Raw genomic sequence first — 18,135 nt, 5'->3', positions numbered from 1 at the left:
AGCAAAAATCCACACAAGTTGTTCTTTAGTTATGCTTTTAAATAGTGTTCATCTACTGTCGTCCAGTAGGTGATTATTACGCTATTCAATCAAAGCAATGTGCTTATCTTGTTTAGCGAGCCGACTAGTATATCATATTGAAATAGTCTGTCAACCCTTTGTTCTAATTCGTTTCAACTGGTTATCTGGGTTATAAGCTTGTTAACTTATTTGCCAGCTTCGCTTGCTGAGGTGCGTATTATAGACGCTTTTAATGCTGTGTCAAGAAATAAATTATTCTATTTAAAAGTAATTTATTTGCTCAGCTGGATGATTCGATGGTAACCCATCTCCTAATCCGCTTCCCCTTCTGACTGGGACGCATTATACGCGTATTTGAAAGAGGGTCAAGGGCTGTTTTTGATTTTAGCTAAATTAACCTAACTGTATTCCTTAGTAGACTATTTATAGCTAACCAGTAAGCAACGTTGTGATATTGAGCTGTCTTACAGTACTATTTTATTTACTTTGCTAACCTACCAATTGTTGCACGCGGCACACCCTTTCATCTTACCCAGATTATTCGTTTTCCTTACCTAGGCAGCAGGACAAGCAGTAACTGATTATGATTTGTTTAAATAAGAAACAATCGCGTTTATAGGGTGTGATGAAACAAGAGAGAAGTATGATTAATAAAGAAGCTCGAAAACTTGTAGATAATAAGACAGCTAGATGTATTAAGTAGTTCAAAGCCTTATTACTGCCATCATGCTTATTAACAACCTTCTTCGCTGTGTGCTTAGCTATACATATTTGTCATTCTTGATATTTGCACCAATAGCACCTATATATAGAAGCTTACCTAACCCCTTGCTATCTAGTGTTTATAGACGGTTTTTGCTATAATGGCCGCTTTTATAACATTACTTAAGAGTAGTTCTGCTTAACCTTATTATAAAAGGCAGCTCGCTCTCTATTATGGTTATGCGATTATAGATTATTAGATGGCTATAAATCGTGATGCTATATATGTCTGCACTTTTAAGTAATGCCTATCTCTTACAACATATCACAGTGGTTGGATATAATTGACGCAGTCTTACGGTTATATGATTGATTGTTGCAATCATCACTGCCAACGGACGCAAAAAGGTGAATAGATTATGGTAGCGATTACTTTACCCGATGGTAGCGTAAAGAACTTCGAAGGCAATACAACCGTCATGGAAGTGGCGCAAAGCATTGGAGCTGGCCTAGCAAAAGCGACGGTTGCAGGACGTGTAGATGGTCAATTGGTGGATGCCTCTGATCCTATCGCCCATGATGCTAAAGTAGAAATCGTTACGCCAAAAGATGCTGATGGTGTCGATATCATTCGTCACTCGGCCGCTCACTTATTAGGGCACGCGGTCAAACAGCTTTATCCCGATGTGAAGATGGTGATTGGTCCTGTTATCGAAGATGGCTTTTATTATGACATCTATAGTGAGACGCCGTTCACCCCTGAACATATGGAAGCCATTGAAAAACGTATGATGGCGTTGATTAAGCAAGATTATGACGTCATCAAAAAAATGACACCTCGCGATGAAGTCATTAAGATCTTTGAAGAACGCGGCGAAGATTATAAGCTCAAGCTCATTAATGATATGCCAGGTGAAGAGGCTTTTGGCCTCTATCATCATCAAGAATATGTCGATATGTGCCGTGGCCCCCACGTGCCGAACACGCGATTCTTAAAGGTATTCAAGCTGACTAAAATGTCTGGCGCATATTGGCGCGGTGATGCTAAGAACGAACAGCTACAACGTATTTATGGGACGGCGTGGGCAGATAAAAAAGATTTAAAAGCCTATATCCAGCGTATCGAAGAAGCGGAAAAGCGTGACCATCGTAAGATTGGTAAGGCTTTGAACCTGTTTCATATGCAAGAGCAAGCGCCGGGTATGGTGTTTTGGCATGCCAATGGTTGGACAATTTATCAAGTGCTTGAGCAATATATGCGTAAAGTACAGTACGATAATGGTTATGAAGAAATTAAAACCCCGCAAATTGTGGATCGCAGTTTATGGGAACGCTCAGGACATTGGGGTAACTATGCAACCAATATGTTTACCACTTCAAGCGAAAACCGTGATTATGCGGTAAAACCGATGAACTGTCCGTGTCACGTACAGGTATTTAATCAAGGTTTAAAGTCTTACCGTGATTTGCCACTCCGTATGGCAGAATTTGGCTCGTGTCATCGTAATGAGCCGTCAGGTTCACTGCATGGTTTGATGCGCGTTCGTGGTTTTACGCAAGATGATGCGCATATATTCTGTACCCAAGCGCAAATTCAACAAGAAGTGGCGGATTTTATTAAGCTGACGCTTGCTGTTTATGAAGACTTTGGCTTTGACAAGATTATTATGAAGCTCTCAACCCGTCCTGAAAAACGTGTTGGTAGCGATGAGTCTTGGGACTTTGCCGAAAAGGCGCTTGCTGATGCCCTTGATAGCTCAGGATTAGATTGGGATTATCTACCCGGCGAAGGCGCGTTTTATGGTCCGAAAATTGAGTTCAGTCTAAAAGACAGTTTAGGGCGCGTGTGGCAGTGCGGTACTATTCAGGTTGACCCAAATATGCCTGAACGTCTTGATGCGGAATTCGTCAACGAGCAAAATGAGCGCGAAGTACCTATTATGTTGCACCGTGCCATCTTGGGTTCATTTGAGCGCTTTATCGGTATCTTAATTGAGAACTACGCTGGTTGGATGCCAGTTTGGCTCGCACCGCAACAAGTCGTTGTGATGAATATTACCGATAAACAAGCCGATGCCTGCGAAAACGTGGTCAGCGAGCTCAAAAATGCAGGTTTGCGTGCTATTAGCGACTTGCGTAACGAAAAGATTGGATTTAAGATACGAGAGAAAACATTAGAACGTATTCCCTATATGCTAGTATTAGGGGACAAAGAAATCGAGACGGGCAGTGTCAATGTCCGTACTCGCGAAGGTGAGAACCTTGGCGTGATGAGTGTTTCTGAATTTATAGCATTAGTACAGACCGCTGTTGGTAAAAAAGGCCGACAGACCCCAAAAACAGATGAGGAGTAATACCTATTAAACAGTCCAACCGTTTGAACATCAACGAAGATATCAGTGCCAAAGAAGTCCGTCTGGTTAAAGAAGACGGCGAACAAATGGGCGTGGTCGATATCGACACCGCGATGAAAGCGGCACGCGAAGACAATTTAGATTTGGTCGAATTGGTTCCTGAAGCCAAACCGCCAGTATGCAAAATCATGGATTATAAGCATTTCCTCTATGATCAAAAGCAAAAGGCAAAAGAAGCTAAAAAGAACCAAAAGCAGACTCAGCTCAAAGAGATGAAGCTACGTCCTAGCACTGAAGAAGCCGATTATCAGGTCAAACTGCGTAAAATCGTCAGCTTCTTGGAAGATCAAGATAAAGTTAAAATTAGCATCCGCTTCCGTGGACGTGAAATGGCGCACCAAGATATCGGTCGCAAACAACTTGATCGTATCATTGAAGATACCGCTGATATCTCAAACGTCGAACAGTATCCCAAGATGGAAGGCCGTCAAATGGGTATGCTGCTTGGGCCAACTAAGAAAAAGTAATCTATTCTTTAGATGACTGTTAGTGGTGGCTGTGAATCAATTTGACTGCTATTTAATATAGACAGTTCGTTGAGATAGATAGTTATAATCTTAACCATCAATATGCTGCGGGATATTGATGGTTTTTTACTATCCAATCATGTAAAAAACAGCTTAGTCATGCAAACAATAGCGGTGCAAATAGCGCCATAGTTATATTAGACTGAGTTTGGTTTACAAAATCTGTCTTCTCAGTCTTTCGATTACAAGGTAGTCTAAAGGACAGTTTTATATTCAATCATCTCTATACAAAAAATCTATGCCAATAAAAACTATTAAACATATAAAAACATTGTGTACCACGACCATTAACGTCGTTGGCAAAAGACACAGCCCCTCTCAGATATTATAGGAAACTTCATGCAAGAATTGACCCCACCCGAAAACGCCTCTACGCCAAGTATTTCTTTGACGCCACCTGAACCGGTCAAAGAAATACAAAAAAGTGAAGCCGATCAGATGGTCAAGTTGGATGAAAGCCAAATTCCAGAACTTGATGCCAAGGTCGATGCGTTCGTCGATCACGTGCTTAATAACTCTGTCCGCAGCGCTGAATTTCAGCAAAATGTGCAATCTATTCATAATTTGGGTACCAAAGAAATTCGTGAATCCGCGCAAATATCTAACCGTATGTTAGAGTTGCCTGCGAAAAGCCTGAATGACAGCTTGTTTGACAACTCCCCTATCGCCAAGTCATTGACTGAGCTGCGCGGTATCGTCGAAGATTTAGACCCGAGTAAAAAAGAGCTGACCAGTTCGCGTAAGCTGTTTGGTCTCATACCTTTTGGCAATAAAGTACAAGATTACTTCCGCCAATACGAGTCAGCGCAGTCGCATATCAATGCTGTCGTCACCAGTCTTTATAATGGTAAAGACGAGCTGCTCAAAGACAATGCGATGATTGAGCAAGAAAAAGTCAATATGTGGGAGTTGATGCAATCTATCCGTCAATACGTCTATGTGGGCAAAAAAATCGACGAGCAACTTGAGCAAAAAGTATATGCTATAGAAGCGACCGACCCTGAAAAAGCTCGGGTTATCAAAGAGGAAATGCTGTTTTATGTGCGCCAAAAGAATACGGATTTTTTAACCCAGTTAGCCGTTAACGTCCAAGGCTATCTGGCGCTTGATACCATTCGTAGAAACAACCTAGAGCTGATTAAGGGTGTGGATCGCGCAACGACAACCACGGTATCGGCGCTGCGCACGGCTGTCGTGGTGGCACAAGCAATGACCAATCAAAAGCTGGTCCTTGACCAAATCACTGCTTTAAACAAAACCACTAGCAGCTTGATTGAGTCAACGTCAGCGATGCTCAAACGTCAATCAGGCGAAATTCACGAGCAAGCGACCAATAGCACTATCGAGCTAGATAAACTGCAAAATGCCTTTAATAATGTCTATGACACGATGGATATGATTAGTAATTATAAAATTGAAGCGCTAGAGAATATGAAGCAGACGGTCAATACTTTGACCACTGAAGTGGATAAAGCCCAGAAGTATCTCGACAAGTCTAATCAAACAACAGTGCTAGAAGTATCTAAAGAATTAAACAGTAAAAAGATTACAAACCAATCGAATACGGTTGATATCGATATTTGAGATACCTCGAGTGCTGTCGCTGATTGACGGTGACAGCCACCCGCTATCGAATACATATAAGACAATTGACGCAAGATATTGCAACGTCGTTCGTGTTAAGATAGTCCTTATTAATAATTTTAAAAATAGATATGGTAATTTATGAGTTGGAACGATCCAAACGCCTCAAGTGAGGCAAAAAAATATGACAATCCCATCCCTAGTCGCGAGCTGATACTCAGCACGATTAATGAGCATGGCGAAGTCACCCATCAACAATTGGCAAAAGCCTTTAATATTGATGATCCTGACCAATTTGATGCTTTAGGTAATCGCCTCAAAGCGATGGCACGTGATGGACAAGTAAACCGTGATGGACGTCCTTATCGCTATCGTACGGTGACCCAGCACGATGTGGTTACTGGTACTGTGTCAGCCCACCCAAAAGGCTTTGGCTTTGTATTGCTAAGTGATATGCCTGACCTATTCTTGCATGAAAAACAAATGCGCTGGGTCTTTAATGGCGATACCGTCGAAGCAGTTGGTACCTCAACAGACAACCGCGGTCGTACCGAAGGGCGTATCGTCGATGTCGTTGAACGTCGCCAGAATAATTTCATCGGTACATTGGCGCGTGATGAAGACGGCTACTGTGTCGAGCTTGGCAGTCCTAACAACCATCAGCCGATTACAGTCACTGAAGAGAATGTGCAGGCTTTCGAAGCTAAGCAAGGCGCTCCAGTGAAAGTAGATATTATCGACTGGCCAAATCAGCATGAGTTTGCTACGGGTAAAATCACTGAAGTGCTGTCTGATGATAACGATCGTGAATTAATCATCGAGACCACCCTGCTCAACTATGACATTCCGTCTGATTTTAGTGAAGCGGCGCTTAAACAAGCCAATGATTATCAAGAGCCGACTGAGAAAGACTTAAAAGGTCGTACGGACTTGCGTGATTTACCGCTCATCACCATTGATGGTGAAGATGCGCGTGACTTTGATGATGCCGTATTTGCCGAAAAACGCTCAGGTGGTAACTACCGCGTCTTGGTAGCGATTGCTGATGTGAGTCATTATGTCACGCCAAATTCGCCGCTCGACCAAGATGCTTATGAGCGTGGTACGTCGGTATATTTCCCGCATCGTGTGATTCCGATGCTGCCTGAAGTACTGTCTAACGGTCTGTGTTCATTGAACCCTGATCTTGATCGTCTGTGTATGGTTGCGGATATAAAGATATCTCGCGCAGGCAAGGTCACCGGCTATGACTTCTATCCTGGGGTGATTCATTCACAGGCACGCTTGACTTATAATCAAGTGAATAGCTATCTTGAGGATCCACAAGACCCGAGTATTCCTAAGTCATTAACCGGTAATAAAGCGGTCAAAAAATCGGTCGATACTCTACATCAATTGTATGAGCTGCTGCTGCAAAAGCGTGAAGAGCGTCATGCAATGGAGTTTGAAACGGTTGAGACTTATATTAAGTTTAACGAAAAAGGGGGTATTGCAGCCATCTTGCCGCGTACTCGTGGTGACGCGCATAAGCTTATTGAAGAGTGTATGCTGCTCGCCAATACCTGTGCCGCTAATTTTGCGTTAAAAAACGAGCTGCCAGTGTTGTATCGTAACCATGACAAACCTGATGGTGAAAAGTCGATGCGTGTCCATGAATACGCGAAAAACTTTGGCTTAAGCTTCCCAGAAGAAAACCCAACGCAAGCGGATTATCAGCGGATTATCGAAGCCACCAAAGACCGTCCCGATGCGATCAGTATCCACAGCATGCTACTGCGCTCAATGATGCAAGCGAATTATTCGCCTGACAATATTGGTCACTTTGGCTTAGCTTATGACGAGTATAGCCACTTTACCTCGCCGATTCGCCGTTATCCTGACCTCATGCTGCATCGCGCGATTAAAGCAAAAGTCACTAACACTAAGCAACCAGTGATGGACTTCTCTTTAGAGGGTGCTGGCACGCAGACGTCAGATACTGAGCGCCGCGCTGAGAAAGCATCACGCTACGTAGAATCTTGGCTCAAATGTCATTATATGAAAGATCACGTCGGTGAAGAGTTCGACGGTGTGGTAACGACGGTTACTAGCTTCGGTCTATTCGTCACCTTAACTGACTTATATATCGATGGCTTAGTACATATCTCCAATGTTGGTGACGATTTCTTTGTCTATGATGAGCAGCAACAGCAACTCATTGGTAAAGATAAAGGTACGCTATTTGGCTTGGGTGATTTGGTCAAAGTAAAAGTGGCCGGCGTCAATATGGATCTGCTACAAATAGACTTTGATCTTAAAGCGAAGCTGCAATCTAGCGAGATGAATCAAACGAAAAAAGATCAACCAAAGAAAAGCCCTGCTAGAAAAAACAGTAGCCGAAACAATAAAGGCACTAGCAAAAAAAGCTAACGTTGAGTAAAAACCAATCGTAATAAAAAAGGCTAAAGTTTATCTTTAGCCTTTTTTTGTGCGCGATGAATACGTGATAACTGCTTAACTACTGCGCATTACTCATCTGCTCTACGCGCTCTTGATTGACCTGCTCGGCTTGCTCTATTTGGGCAGTGGCATTATCGAGAATGGCTTTAGGCTGCTTACCAAGAGGCTGGCTTGCGATATCGGTGTTGGTGCTCACGGTATTACCTTCAGAGCTAATAGCAGTATCTGGCGCTGCTGCCGTGGCGCTGCTACTGGTCGTCGACGCTATCCGACTCTCGTGGCGACTGCTATTAAACATGTTGAAACCAATTAAGATAACAATACCAGCTAGGGCGAATATAATCAGATGCTTCATTTGCATAAAAATGTCTCGTATATTTTAATAATATTGTCTTATACGTTTTCATGCATTTTTTATGCCTAGTTGTGAGGTTTTTTTGGACATTTACTCTTGCGGACTATTATTACTCAATAAATCCGTCTCATCTGAGTTTTCGGCAATTTCTTGTTCGACCTTTTCCATTAACTTCTGATCAGGACGAGCATTTAGCACCTCTTCAGCGTTACGTCCCTGTAAGATGTATTTAGCACGGGCTTTGGCTTGTTTTTTGTCTTTGTCATCAGCACTGCTATCATCAGCTTTATTGATAGCTATAGATTCCGGTGTGGTCGGCGTAACCGTCATATCAGCATTAGCCCCATGAGCTTGGCCAGCGCGATTATTACCTTGTAGATGCTCCAAGGCTTTTTCTAACTCATTATTGAAGCGTAAACGATAGATAGGCTCAGGAAGACTAAAGCCTTCATCCTCTAGGGCGTGTTTGGTTTCACGTATGGCGATACTGCGTGCTTTGGCAAAATCCGTTTCTGATTGATCCACCCAAACCTGAAACTCAAGAATGATATTGGAATCGCCAACATTATTAATGACCGCAATCGCTTTGGGTTCATCTAAAACAAAATCTAACTGACATATCGCATCGATACCTACTTTGATGGCAGCAAGCGGATCATCATTGGCATCCACGCCCAGCTCAAAGGTAAAACGTCGTTCAGGGTTTTTGGTGTAATTTAGAATCGTACCTTTAAAGACTTCTGCATTTGGTATACGTAGCTGATTGCCATCCAACGTCATCAGAATCGTCGCACGTGATGTCAAACGCACCACAATACCCTCTTGCCCGTTAATGACAATCTGATCACGAGCGCGAAACGGCTGACGAATACTCAGCATCAACGAGGCAATATAGTTCTCAATAGTATCCTTGACCGCAAAACCAACCGCGATACCGATAACACCCGCACCGCCAAGTAGCGTCCTTAGGATCGTTTCTGCCCCTATCAAGCTCAATGCCAAGATCAAACCAAAAATAATAAAGATTACTTTGACAGTTTGTGCCAGCAGTTCAGCGACGAAAGGATTGGGCGTGAGCCGTTGCCACATATTTTTTCGATTGGACAACCAGCTACCAAACCATGTAACCAATCCAAAGATAACAATGCCGACCAAGAGTAAAGGCACCGCTTTGACTAGGTTTTTAACTTGCGCTTTGAGCCCTTGATAAACCGTCGTGACGTTATCTTGAACATCCAGCGTTCGATTGATATTGTCCTCAACGGTGACCACATCCGTCAAACGATTGGTCAAATTAATGGCTTGTTGCGCCTTTTTTTCGTTGGGAGTTTCTCCTGCTAAAGTCACAACGCCTTGAGTAACACTGACACTGACCGCTTGCAGCCCTTCTATTTCAGAAAAAATACCGTTGATACGTTGACGAATGTCATTGTCTTTTAACGGTGTGGGGGTGGTTTCGATTTGAGCATTGTTGGTGCTCTCACCACTAATCACCGGTGGGTCGGCAGCAGGGGGGAGGTTTTGCGGTTCAGCTTCTACAGAGGTCTCGCCTTCTGTAGAAGTTGCAGCATCTTCATTAGACACTTCTTCTGGCGTACTCTCTATACCCAAGGCCGTCGTGACACCAGCTATGTCTTCACCAACAGCATAAGCGGGCAAAGTAAAAACGAGGCTTAGTAGCAATAGCAGCTGGCCCCACACTGTTAAAAACTTGCGTGTCATCGGGCGGTCAAAATAGGCGGCCATAAGCATCCTTTGCTCAGTATTTTTTTGGGTAATATTGTGATTTCAAACTAGCGAGTGTCCTCAATCTGAACGTGAACAACTAAATGGGCTAAAAACAGTAATTAAGATAGCCCATTATTGACCGTTTAAATCCATTAGCTGTCTAAATAACGTTGCGCTTCCGCTAAGTCCAATGTGCCTTCATAGATAGCGCGGCCAGTAATAATGCCTTCAATACAATCACCATAAGGCTTAAGCAATTCGATATCTTGCATATTGGTCACGCCGCCCGAAGCAATCACTGGCAGGCCACCTTCACGTGCTAAATTAACCGTTTGCGGGGCGTTAACGCCTTGCATCATGCCATCGCGGGCAATATCAGTATAAACGATTGACGATACGCCCACATCAGCAAAGCGTTTGGCAAGCTCAGTGGCTTTGGTATCCGTCACATTCGCCCAGCCATGAGTCGCCACCATGCCGTCTTTGGCATCGATACCAACGATAATATGTCCGGCAAATTCGCGGCAGGCTTCAGCCACAAAATTAGGATCTTCAACGGCCTTAGTGCCAATAATAATATAGGTTAGTCCGGCAGTGATATACTGCTCGATGGTGTTCATATTACGCACACCGCCGCCCAACTGAATAGGCAACTGCGGAAAAGCTTTGGCGATGTCGTTGACGACTTGCTTGTGTACTGGCACCCCATCAAAGGCACCATTCAAATCGACCAAATGCAATCGGCGCGCACCCTCGTTTACCCAGCGCGCTGCTACGGCAACGGGATCGTCCGAGAACACCGTATCATCTTCCATACGGCCTTGTTTTAAGCGCACACATTTACCATCTTTTAGATCAATAGCCGGGATAATGACAGGGACAGCACACATATAGCATTCCTTATAAAACGTAATATTAAAAATAAACAGCAAAGTTAAACAATAAAAAGTTAAACAGTGATAAAAAGCCCCACTCAGTGAGCTAACAGAGAGTCGTCTAAAATTGAATCCTAACGGTATTTGAAAATCTCATTTGAAAACCTCTGTCCTTATATTATGAACAAATGAATAGTGTGAGCAAATGAAAAAATCTGCCAATCATAACCATAAGTTTGAGCACTCTGAGACACTGGCAACATTAGGTAAATTCAATTACTGACTGGCAATTTTAGGTCAATTTAGCGTATAATCCTAGGTAAATTTGTATTTGTTTCTAAGTGATAGCAACCATGCGCTACACATTTTTATTCACTCATAAATGAGTTGATGTTGCATGGCGGTCAGGATGAATCGAACAACAGCCATATATGTTTTTAGATCATTGGCTGATACGTTGTTGAACGGATGATATTAGAACTCAAAATAGGTCACCTGCGATAGGTCAACCTGCGCCATTACACTCTAAATGAATTTTTTGCTTGAATGGTTTGTTGCCTTCATCAGTTATTTATTTGATTCACTCTTGTCCCTGAGCCAATCACTCTGAGTTACAAATTTTAAGATTTTAATAAATCGCATGGCAAAACTGTCTTTTTTATAGCAATTGCTTTTAGCAACCAGCTTTGACAATAGACTTTGATTGGATGATTTTGCCATGCACCTTGGTAGCCAGTCGCCACTTTGGTAATTCGAATAAGACATTAACGTGTTGTTAAGGAGTCTAAGGTCAGCGTTAATACTCTTACTAGTAGTTATGATCCAGCGTTACATTTAAGTGCTTTGTCTCCGCCCTATTTTAGGATGTGGCTGATTAAGGGCTTTGATGAAAAACGTGACGTTCATGCTACCGATATACCAAACAGGACGTCTGGTATCGTTTTAGACTATGGACTAAGTTTTCGCTTATGATTACCATCAAAAAAGGTTTGGATTTGCCCATCACTGGTGAACCCTCCCGCGAGATATCTGAGCACAGACCTGCCCATGTGGCACTCATTGGCTATGATTATGTGGGCATGAAGCCCACGATGAATGTCAAAGAAGGCGACATCGTAGCTAAAGGTCAGCCCGTTTTTGAAGACAAAAAACGTGTCGGCGTTATCTACACTGCCCCTGCTGCTGGTAAGGTCATCGCCGTTAATCGCGGTGAGCGTCGTGTGTTCGAAAGTCTTGTGATTGCGGTCGACCCAAACGGTGAAGAAGTAGAATTTCAGCGCTACGACTCCCAGCAACTTGCTGACCTAGATTCTGAAGTCGTTGAAACCCAACTGCTTGCCTCTGGTGAATGGACCGCGTTCCGTACGCGTCCCTATAGCCGTTCTCCTGAAATCGGTGCCCGTCCGCATGCCATCTTTGTCACCGCGATGGATACCAATCCCTTAGCGTTTGACCCGATGCTGCTGATCAATGAGCAACTGCAAGCGTTCAACGACGGACTTGCGGTACTATCGACGCTCAGCCCTAAGACCTTTGTCTGCCATCATGGTGATGCCCAGCTGACGCCAGTTGCGAAGACTGCGTCTAATAATGTTACTGCGTATCATAGCTTTGCTGGCAAGCATCCAGCAGGTCTGGCTGGCACGCATATTCATTTCTTGCATCCAATCATGCGTGGCGTGAGCGTCTGGACGATCGGCTACCAAGACGTGATTGCGATTGGAAAGCTATTTACCACTGGGCGCTTATATACGCGTCGCCTGCTAAGCCTAGCAGGCCCTGCGGTCAAAAACCCACACCTAATCGCTACCGAACGCGGTGCAGATATTACTGCCTTGACTAAAGGTCAACTGATCGATGGCGAGAACCGTATTATTTCAGGTTCAGTGCTATCGGGTCGCCAGTCATTTTCGAATATTGCCTATGTTGGTCGCTTCCATGATCAAATCAGCGTGTTAACTGAAGGTCATGAACGCCCAGCGTTCCATTTCTTTACACCAGGTGCAAACCGTTTCTCAAAACTGCCTATCTACATCTCGCAGTTCTTCGGTCGCAAAAAATACAACTTTACCACCACCAGTAACGGCTCACCGCGCGCGATGGTACCTATCGGGGTTTATGAAGAGGTCATGCCACAAGACTATCTGCCAACGCAGCTATTACGCGCGTTGATTGTCGAAGACATCATCACGGCAGTAGACTTGGGCGCACTTGAATTGGACGAAGAAGATTTAGCATTATGCACCTTCGTATCTCCTGGCAAATATGAATTCGGTGATATTTTGCGTGATAACTTAACGCGCATTGAACTGGAGGGCTAACCACGATGAAATTTTTACACAATATGTTCGATCGTATGGAGCCGTCTTTCACCAAAGGTGGCAAACACGAAAAATACTATGCCATCTTTGAGATGTTTGATACGTTTTTGCGTCAACCAGACTCAACGACATACGCCTCATCACATGTGCGTGACGGGATTGATCTAAAACGCATTATGATTACCGTCTGGCTATGTACCTTCCCAGCGATGTTTTGGGGTATGTACAATATCGGTCATCAAGCATTGACAGCTATTACTCAACTTGGCTTGCAGCCTGAAGGCTGGCGTACCATCATCACCAGTATGGCAGGCTATAACCCAGACAGTATTTGGGCGAGTTTTGTCTACGGGGCGATGCAGTTCTTACCGATCTATATCGTTACCTTTGCCGTCGGTATTTTCTGTGAAATTATCTTTGCCGTGGTGCGCGGACACGAAGTCAACGAAGGTTTTTTTGTGACCTCTGTATTATTCGCACTATGTCTACCACCAGATATTCCATTATGGCAAGTAGCCTTAGGTATCATCTTTGGTGTGGTCGTGGCCAAAGAAGTCTTCGGCGGTACCGGTAAGAACTTCCTTAACCCTGCCCTATCGGGTCGTGCGTTCCTATACTTTGCGTATCCTGCTTATATGTCAGGCGACTCAGTATGGACAGCAGTTGACGGCTTTTCAGGAGCGACACCACTTGGCCTAGCGGCACTTGGCGTAGTACCTCAGGATTTCGTCGATGTCTACGGTAATGCCATTACGTGGGGTGATGCGTTCTTAGGCAACATGCAAGGCAGTATCGGTGAAGTATCGACCTTAGCAATCTTAATGGGTGCAGCAGTTCTGTTATGGACGCGTATTGCCTCATGGCGCATCATGGCAGGTTGTGTGGTTGGTCTGATTGCCACCTCCCTTGTCTTTAATATGATTGGCTCTAAAGACAACTTGATGATGAGCCTACCGTTTTACTGGCATTTAGTAATTGGTGGTTTTGCATTCGGTGCTGTCTTTATGGCGACCGATCCAGTCTCTGCTGCGCATACCAATAAAGGCCGCTGGGCTTATGGTATCTTGATTGGCTTTATGACCGTATTGATTCGCGTCGTCAACCCAGCCTTCCCAGAAGGCATCATGCTGGCCATTCTATTTGCCAACTTATTTGCTCCATTGTTTGATTACTTTGTGACCCAAGCAAACATCAAACGCCAAACAGCACGGAGGGTTCGCTATGTCCAAGCCCAAAAGTAATAATGCGAAAACCATCAGTGTGGCATTGACGCTATGCTTGGTGTGTTCCGTATTGGTCTCAGCAGCTGCTGTTGGTCTAAAGCCAGCACAAGTCGAAAACGCACGCTTAGACCGCAACAAAAACATCTTAGTCGCCGCCGGTATGTACGATGCTGAATCTGATACCGCTGACGACGTTACTGAGCGCTTCAAAGATTTTGAAGTAAAAATCATTGACTTGAATAAAGGCAATTATGTAGATGATGACGCGCTAAAAGCCGCGGGCATCCCTGATCGTAATAATTATGACGCTAGCCAAGCGACTAAGAACAAAGCCCTGAGCGATGACTTAGGAGATAACGATCCAGCCAGTATTGGTCGCAAGCCTAAATACGCCAAAGTTTATGTCAAAAATGATGACGCAGGCAAGCCTGAGATGGTGGTACTACCGATTCAAGGCTATGGCCTATGGGGTACGATTTATGGTTTCTTAACGCTTGAGAGCGACATGAATACCATCAAAGGTATTAGTTTTTATGAGCATAAAGAAACCCCAGGCCTTGGCGCTCGCATCGAAGAGCCAAAATGGCGCGCGATGTGGAGCGGTATCCACTCGTATGACGAAAACGGTGACGTGGCAACGGGTGTGACCAAAGCGGGTAATCCAAAAGACAACTGGGTTGACGGTATCAGCGGTGCAACGCTAACCAGTCGCGGTGTGAGCAACATGATTCAGTTTTGGCTCGGTGAGCAAGGTTATAAGCCTTACCTAGATTTGCTACGCGAACAGAACGGTCAAACGCTTGACAGTGTTGATGCCCAAGCGAGCCAGTCGACACCACCGGACAATAAGAGCGCTCAACCGACAACCGAACTGGCAGCGACCCTACCAGTAGCAAACGGCAAGGAGGCATAACATGGCTGACACTAAAAGTATTTTAACCTCGCCTATCTTTGATAATAACCCCATTGCCCTACAGATATTAGGTATCTGTTCGGCACTGGCGGTGACGACCAGCATGTCCAATGCGTTGGTGATGTGTGTGGCGTTGACTCTGGTAACAGCGTTTTCGAGCTTCTTTATCTCTATTATTCGTAAGCAAATTCCGTCAAGTATTCGTATTATTGTACAGATGACCATCATTGCCTCACTGGTTATTTTGGTCGATCAAGTGCTAAAAGCCGTCGCTTATGATGTCAGTAAAGGTCTATCGGTCTTCGTTGGCTTGATTATCACCAACTGTATCGTTATGGGCCGTGCCGAAGCCTTTGCCATGAGCAATCCACCCGTACCCAGCTTTTTGGACGGTATCGGTAACGGTCTTGGCTACTCGGCGGTGCTGTTATTTGTCGCGACTATCCGCGAGCTATTAGGTGCAGGTACGTGGTTTGGTATTACCATCCTACAGCCTGTTACTGATGGCGGTTGGTATATTCCAAACGGTCTATTACTGTTGCCACCGTCAGCATTCTTTATCATTGGATTATTCATTGCCATTGTTCGTATTTGGAAACCAGAACAGGTTGAAGATGCTGAATTTGTAATGAAGCCGCAGTCTAAAGGCATGGCACATGGAGGCGGTCACTAATGGGACATTATGTTAGTTTATTTATAACCTCAGTCTTTATTGAGAATATGGCGCTGGCCTACTTCTTAGGTATGTGTACTTTTTTGGCAGTATCGAAGAAAGTGTCCACTGCGATTGGTCTTGGTGTTGCAGTCGTCGTCGTGATGGCGATTACCGTGCCGCTAAACAACTTACTATTTCAGTTCATTCTAAAAAATGGTGCGCTGGCATGGGCAGGTTTTCCAGGTATTGACTTAAGCTTTTTGGGCTTGCTCAGTTATATTGGTCTGATTGCTGCGACCGTACAGATTCTAGAGATGTTCTTGGATAAGTTTGTCCCAAGTCTCTACAACGCGCTAGGGGTATTCTTACCGCTCATTACTGTCAACTGTGCCATCCTAGGTGGCGTGCTGTTCATGGTTGAGCGTGACTACAACTTTGGTGAATCGATGGTATACGGCGTCGGCGCAGGTTTTGGTTGGGCACTGGCGATCACTGCATTGGCTGGTATCCGTGAGAAGTTAAAATACTCAGACATTCCAGCGCCGCTGCGTGGTCTCGGTATTACCTTTATCACGGTTGGTCTGATGTCACTTGGCTTTATGTCTTTCGGCGGTATGTCAATCTAGACCGCTAAGCTTAAAAGCCTATTTAGCGATTTGACCTATTTAATTCATTTATTCGGTAGGGGTTCAGGAAACACGCAATGACGTCTTTTCGCACCCCTACTCCATAGATTAAGGATACCTACCATGGATTACGCTACGGCGATTGGTGGCGTTGCTATGTTTACCTTGATCATCATGGGACTCGTTGCCATTATTTTGGCAGCGCGCTCAAGACTGGTCAGTTCAGGCGATGTTACTATCCATATCAATGACAATCCCGATAATGACGTCGTGACACCGGCAGGCGGAAAACTACTACAGACACTGGCGAGCGAAGGTATTTTCTTATCTTCAGCCTGTGGTGGTGGTGGTACGTGTGCGCAGTGTCGTTGCCGCGTTATTGAAGGGGGCGGTTCTATTTTGCCTACCGAAGAAGGCTATTTTACCCAAGGTGAAATCCGTAATCACATGCGCTTGGCTTGTCAGGTAGCTGTTAAGCAAGACATGAAAATCGAGATTGATCCTGAATTCTTTGATGTACAAAAGTGGGAATGTGAAGTTATCTCTAACGATAACGTTGCCACCTTTATTAAAGAGCTAGTGCTTAAAATTCCAGAAGGCGAAGAAGTTAACTTCCGCGCTGGTGGTTATGTACAGTTGGAAGCGCCACCGCATGAAGTACATTACAAAGACTTCGATGTGGCCGAAGAGTATAGAGAAGACTGGGAAAAATTCGGTATCTTCAACTATGTCTCAAAAGTTGATGAGCCGGTTATTCGTGCTTATTCAATGGCCAACTACCCAGAAGAAAAAGGCCTTATTAAGTTTAACATTCGTATCGCTAGTCCACCGCCACGTGGCCCTGACGGTATCCCACCAGGTAAGATGTCTTCTTGGACATTTAGCTTAAAGCCTGGTGATAAAGTGACGGTTTCAGGTCCTTATGGTGAATTCTTTGCCAAAGACACCGAAGCTGAGATGATCTTTGTGGGTGGTGGTGCAGGTATGGCACCGATGCGCTCACACATCTTTGATCAGCTTAAACGCTTAAACACTAAGCGTAAGATTAGCTTTTGGTACGGTGCACGCTCTATTCGTGAGATGTTCTATGTTGAAGATTATGATCAACTAGAAGAAGAGTTCGATAACTTTGAGTGGCATGTGGCTTTGTCTGATCCGCTTCCTGAAGACAATTGGGATGGCTATACTGGCTTTATCCATAACGTCTTGCTAGAAGAGTATCTCAAAGATCATCCAAACCCAGAGGACTGTGAATATTACATGTGTGGGCCACCGATGATGAACGCGGCGGTAATCGACATGTTGCATAGCCTTGGTGTTGAAGACGAAAATATCATGCTTGATGACTTTGGTGGTTAAGCCGACTGGTTAGAGAAACACGATTAAATTAATACTATAAAAGAGAGTCTCAATTGAGGCTCTTTTTTTATTTCTGAAATCTTACAATTTTAGTTGTTTTCTGTTACTGTTAAATAATTGTTGGTTATCATTTATACATGGTGCTCAGCTAAATTTCAGGCAAATATATTCAATTAAAGGTTCTATTATGAAAACTAGTGTGTTTACAAGCATTTTAGCTTCTACTTTAATACTATCAGCTTGCTCAAGTGCTCCTAAACCAGCTTGGCAAAAAGTAGGTATATCTCAGCATGATACACATAACGCCATACAGAAACGGAGTTTTTCAAGGTAGTTGTCACCATCAAGCCCAATTAAGCAGCTTGTAATCTCATCTTTTCTGGCTCTTTTACA

At 44.1% G+C, this 18,135-nt stretch carries 13 protein-coding genes; 10 read left to right on the top strand and 3 right to left on the bottom strand.

Annotated elements, in window-relative coordinates:
• Positions 1 to 1,142: 1,142 nt before the first annotated feature.
• From thrS to rnr, 4 genes are all read left to right on the top strand, one after another.
• Positions 1,143 to 3,077, top strand: a complete 1,935-nt coding sequence (thrS, locus tag AAEY80_RS13430) for a threonine--tRNA ligase (RefSeq protein WP_025652974.1) — start codon at positions 1,143 to 1,145, stop codon at positions 3,075 to 3,077.
• A gap of 23 nt (positions 3,078 to 3,100) precedes the next feature.
• Positions 3,101 to 3,604 carry a translation initiation factor IF-3 gene (gene infC, locus AAEY80_RS13425; RefSeq protein ID WP_021813163.1) on the top strand — a complete coding sequence of 168 codons (504 nt, stop codon included), beginning with the start codon at positions 3,101 to 3,103 and terminating at the stop codon, positions 3,602 to 3,604.
• 399 nt (positions 3,605 to 4,003) lie between these two features.
• On the top strand, positions 4,004 to 5,248 hold the full coding sequence (locus AAEY80_RS13420; RefSeq protein ID WP_025652976.1) for a toxic anion resistance protein: 1,245 nt from the start codon (positions 4,004 to 4,006) through the stop codon (positions 5,246 to 5,248).
• A gap of 141 nt (positions 5,249 to 5,389) precedes the next feature.
• Positions 5,390 to 7,657, top strand: coding sequence for a ribonuclease R (gene rnr, locus AAEY80_RS13415; RefSeq protein WP_101211835.1), 2,268 nt, complete (start codon positions 5,390 to 5,392; stop codon positions 7,655 to 7,657).
• A gap of 88 nt (positions 7,658 to 7,745) precedes the next feature.
• Here the strand turns inward: rnr and AAEY80_RS13410 are convergent, their stop codons facing one another.
• The 3 genes from AAEY80_RS13410 to hisA all read right to left on the bottom strand — a co-directional run bounded on the left by AAEY80_RS13410 (position 7,746) and on the right by hisA (position 10,660).
• Positions 7,746 to 8,048 carry a hypothetical protein gene (locus AAEY80_RS13410; RefSeq protein ID WP_101211836.1) on the bottom strand — a complete coding sequence of 101 codons (303 nt, stop codon included), beginning with the start codon at positions 8,046 to 8,048 and terminating at the stop codon, positions 7,746 to 7,748.
• An 84-nt stretch (positions 8,049 to 8,132) separates the two neighbouring features.
• Positions 8,133 to 9,788 carry a mechanosensitive ion channel family protein gene (locus tag AAEY80_RS13405; protein WP_025652979.1) on the bottom strand — a complete coding sequence of 552 codons (1,656 nt, stop codon included), beginning with the start codon at positions 9,786 to 9,788 and terminating at the stop codon, positions 8,133 to 8,135.
• Between the two features lie 134 nt (positions 9,789 to 9,922).
• The gene (gene hisA, locus AAEY80_RS13400; protein ID WP_025652981.1) at positions 9,923 to 10,660 is read right to left on the bottom strand and encodes a 1-(5-phosphoribosyl)-5-[(5-phosphoribosylamino)methylideneamino]imidazole-4-carboxamide isomerase; all 738 of its coding nucleotides are present in this window, start codon (positions 10,658 to 10,660) and stop codon (positions 9,923 to 9,925) included.
• A 953-nt stretch (positions 10,661 to 11,613) separates the two neighbouring features.
• On the opposite strand from hisA, the gene AAEY80_RS13395 reads away from it, so the two are divergent.
• The 6 genes from AAEY80_RS13395 (at position 11,614) to nqrF (ending at position 17,742) form a co-directional block, all read left to right on the top strand.
• On the top strand, positions 11,614 to 12,966 hold the full coding sequence (locus AAEY80_RS13395; protein ID WP_025652982.1) for a Na(+)-translocating NADH-quinone reductase subunit A: 1,353 nt from the start codon (positions 11,614 to 11,616) through the stop codon (positions 12,964 to 12,966).
• Between the two features lie 5 nt (positions 12,967 to 12,971).
• Positions 12,972 to 14,207 carry an NADH:ubiquinone reductase (Na(+)-transporting) subunit B gene (locus tag AAEY80_RS13390; RefSeq protein ID WP_025652983.1) on the top strand — a complete coding sequence of 412 codons (1,236 nt, stop codon included), beginning with the start codon at positions 12,972 to 12,974 and terminating at the stop codon, positions 14,205 to 14,207.
• Positions 14,188 to 15,102 (top strand): Na(+)-translocating NADH-quinone reductase subunit C, encoded by a 915-nt coding sequence (locus AAEY80_RS13385; RefSeq protein ID WP_350588457.1) that lies wholly within the window; start codon positions 14,188 to 14,190, stop codon positions 15,100 to 15,102. Before AAEY80_RS13390 ends, AAEY80_RS13385 begins: the two co-directional genes overlap by 20 nt.
• Position 15,103: 1 nt before the next feature.
• Positions 15,104 to 15,775, top strand: a complete 672-nt coding sequence (locus tag AAEY80_RS13380; RefSeq protein ID WP_025652985.1) for an NADH:ubiquinone reductase (Na(+)-transporting) subunit D — start codon at positions 15,104 to 15,106, stop codon at positions 15,773 to 15,775.
• Positions 15,775 to 16,383, top strand: coding sequence for an NADH:ubiquinone reductase (Na(+)-transporting) subunit E (gene nqrE / locus AAEY80_RS13375; RefSeq protein WP_101211839.1), 609 nt, complete (start codon positions 15,775 to 15,777; stop codon positions 16,381 to 16,383). The genes AAEY80_RS13380 and nqrE overlap by 1 nt, the downstream gene beginning before the upstream one ends.
• 123 nt (positions 16,384 to 16,506) lie before the next feature.
• Positions 16,507 to 17,742, top strand: coding sequence for an NADH:ubiquinone reductase (Na(+)-transporting) subunit F (nqrF, locus tag AAEY80_RS13370; RefSeq protein WP_025652987.1), 1,236 nt, complete (start codon positions 16,507 to 16,509; stop codon positions 17,740 to 17,742).
• Positions 17,743 to 18,135: the final 393 nt, after the last annotated feature.

The sequence above is a fragment of the Psychrobacter sp. 78a-MNA-CIBAN-0178 genome (genome assembly GCF_040309625.1).
GTDB lineage: Bacteria > Pseudomonadota > Gammaproteobacteria > Pseudomonadales > Moraxellaceae > Psychrobacter > Psychrobacter okhotskensis.
This window is presented reverse-complemented; position numbering and strand designations above follow the sequence as displayed.

What these genes read in the sequence shown, in the direction of transcription:
- AAEY80_RS13380 (WP_025652985.1), top strand. Translation starts at nt 15,104, where the DNA reads ATGGCTGACACTAAAAGTATTTTAACCTCGCCTATCTTTGATAATAAC.
- AAEY80_RS13385 (WP_350588457.1), top strand. Translation starts at nt 14,188, where the DNA reads ATGTCCAAGCCCAAAAGTAATAATGCGAAAACCATCAGTGTGGCATTG.
- hisA (WP_025652981.1), bottom strand. Translation starts at nt 10,660, where the DNA reads ATGTGTGCTGTCCCTGTCATTATCCCGGCTATTGATCTAAAAGATGGT.
- AAEY80_RS13410 (WP_101211836.1), bottom strand. Translation starts at nt 8,048, where the DNA reads ATGCAAATGAAGCATCTGATTATATTCGCCCTAGCTGGTATTGTTATC.
- nqrE (WP_101211839.1), top strand. Translation starts at nt 15,775, where the DNA reads ATGGGACATTATGTTAGTTTATTTATAACCTCAGTCTTTATTGAGAAT.
- rnr (WP_101211835.1), top strand. Translation starts at nt 5,390, where the DNA reads ATGAGTTGGAACGATCCAAACGCCTCAAGTGAGGCAAAAAAATATGAC.
- AAEY80_RS13390 (WP_025652983.1), top strand. Translation starts at nt 12,972, where the DNA reads ATGAAATTTTTACACAATATGTTCGATCGTATGGAGCCGTCTTTCACC.
- nqrF (WP_025652987.1), top strand. Translation starts at nt 16,507, where the DNA reads ATGGATTACGCTACGGCGATTGGTGGCGTTGCTATGTTTACCTTGATC.
- AAEY80_RS13420 (WP_025652976.1), top strand. Translation starts at nt 4,004, where the DNA reads ATGCAAGAATTGACCCCACCCGAAAACGCCTCTACGCCAAGTATTTCT.
- AAEY80_RS13405 (WP_025652979.1), bottom strand. Translation starts at nt 9,788, where the DNA reads ATGGCCGCCTATTTTGACCGCCCGATGACACGCAAGTTTTTAACAGTG.
- thrS (WP_025652974.1), top strand. Translation starts at nt 1,143, where the DNA reads ATGGTAGCGATTACTTTACCCGATGGTAGCGTAAAGAACTTCGAAGGC.
- AAEY80_RS13395 (WP_025652982.1), top strand. Translation starts at nt 11,614, where the DNA reads ATGATTACCATCAAAAAAGGTTTGGATTTGCCCATCACTGGTGAACCC.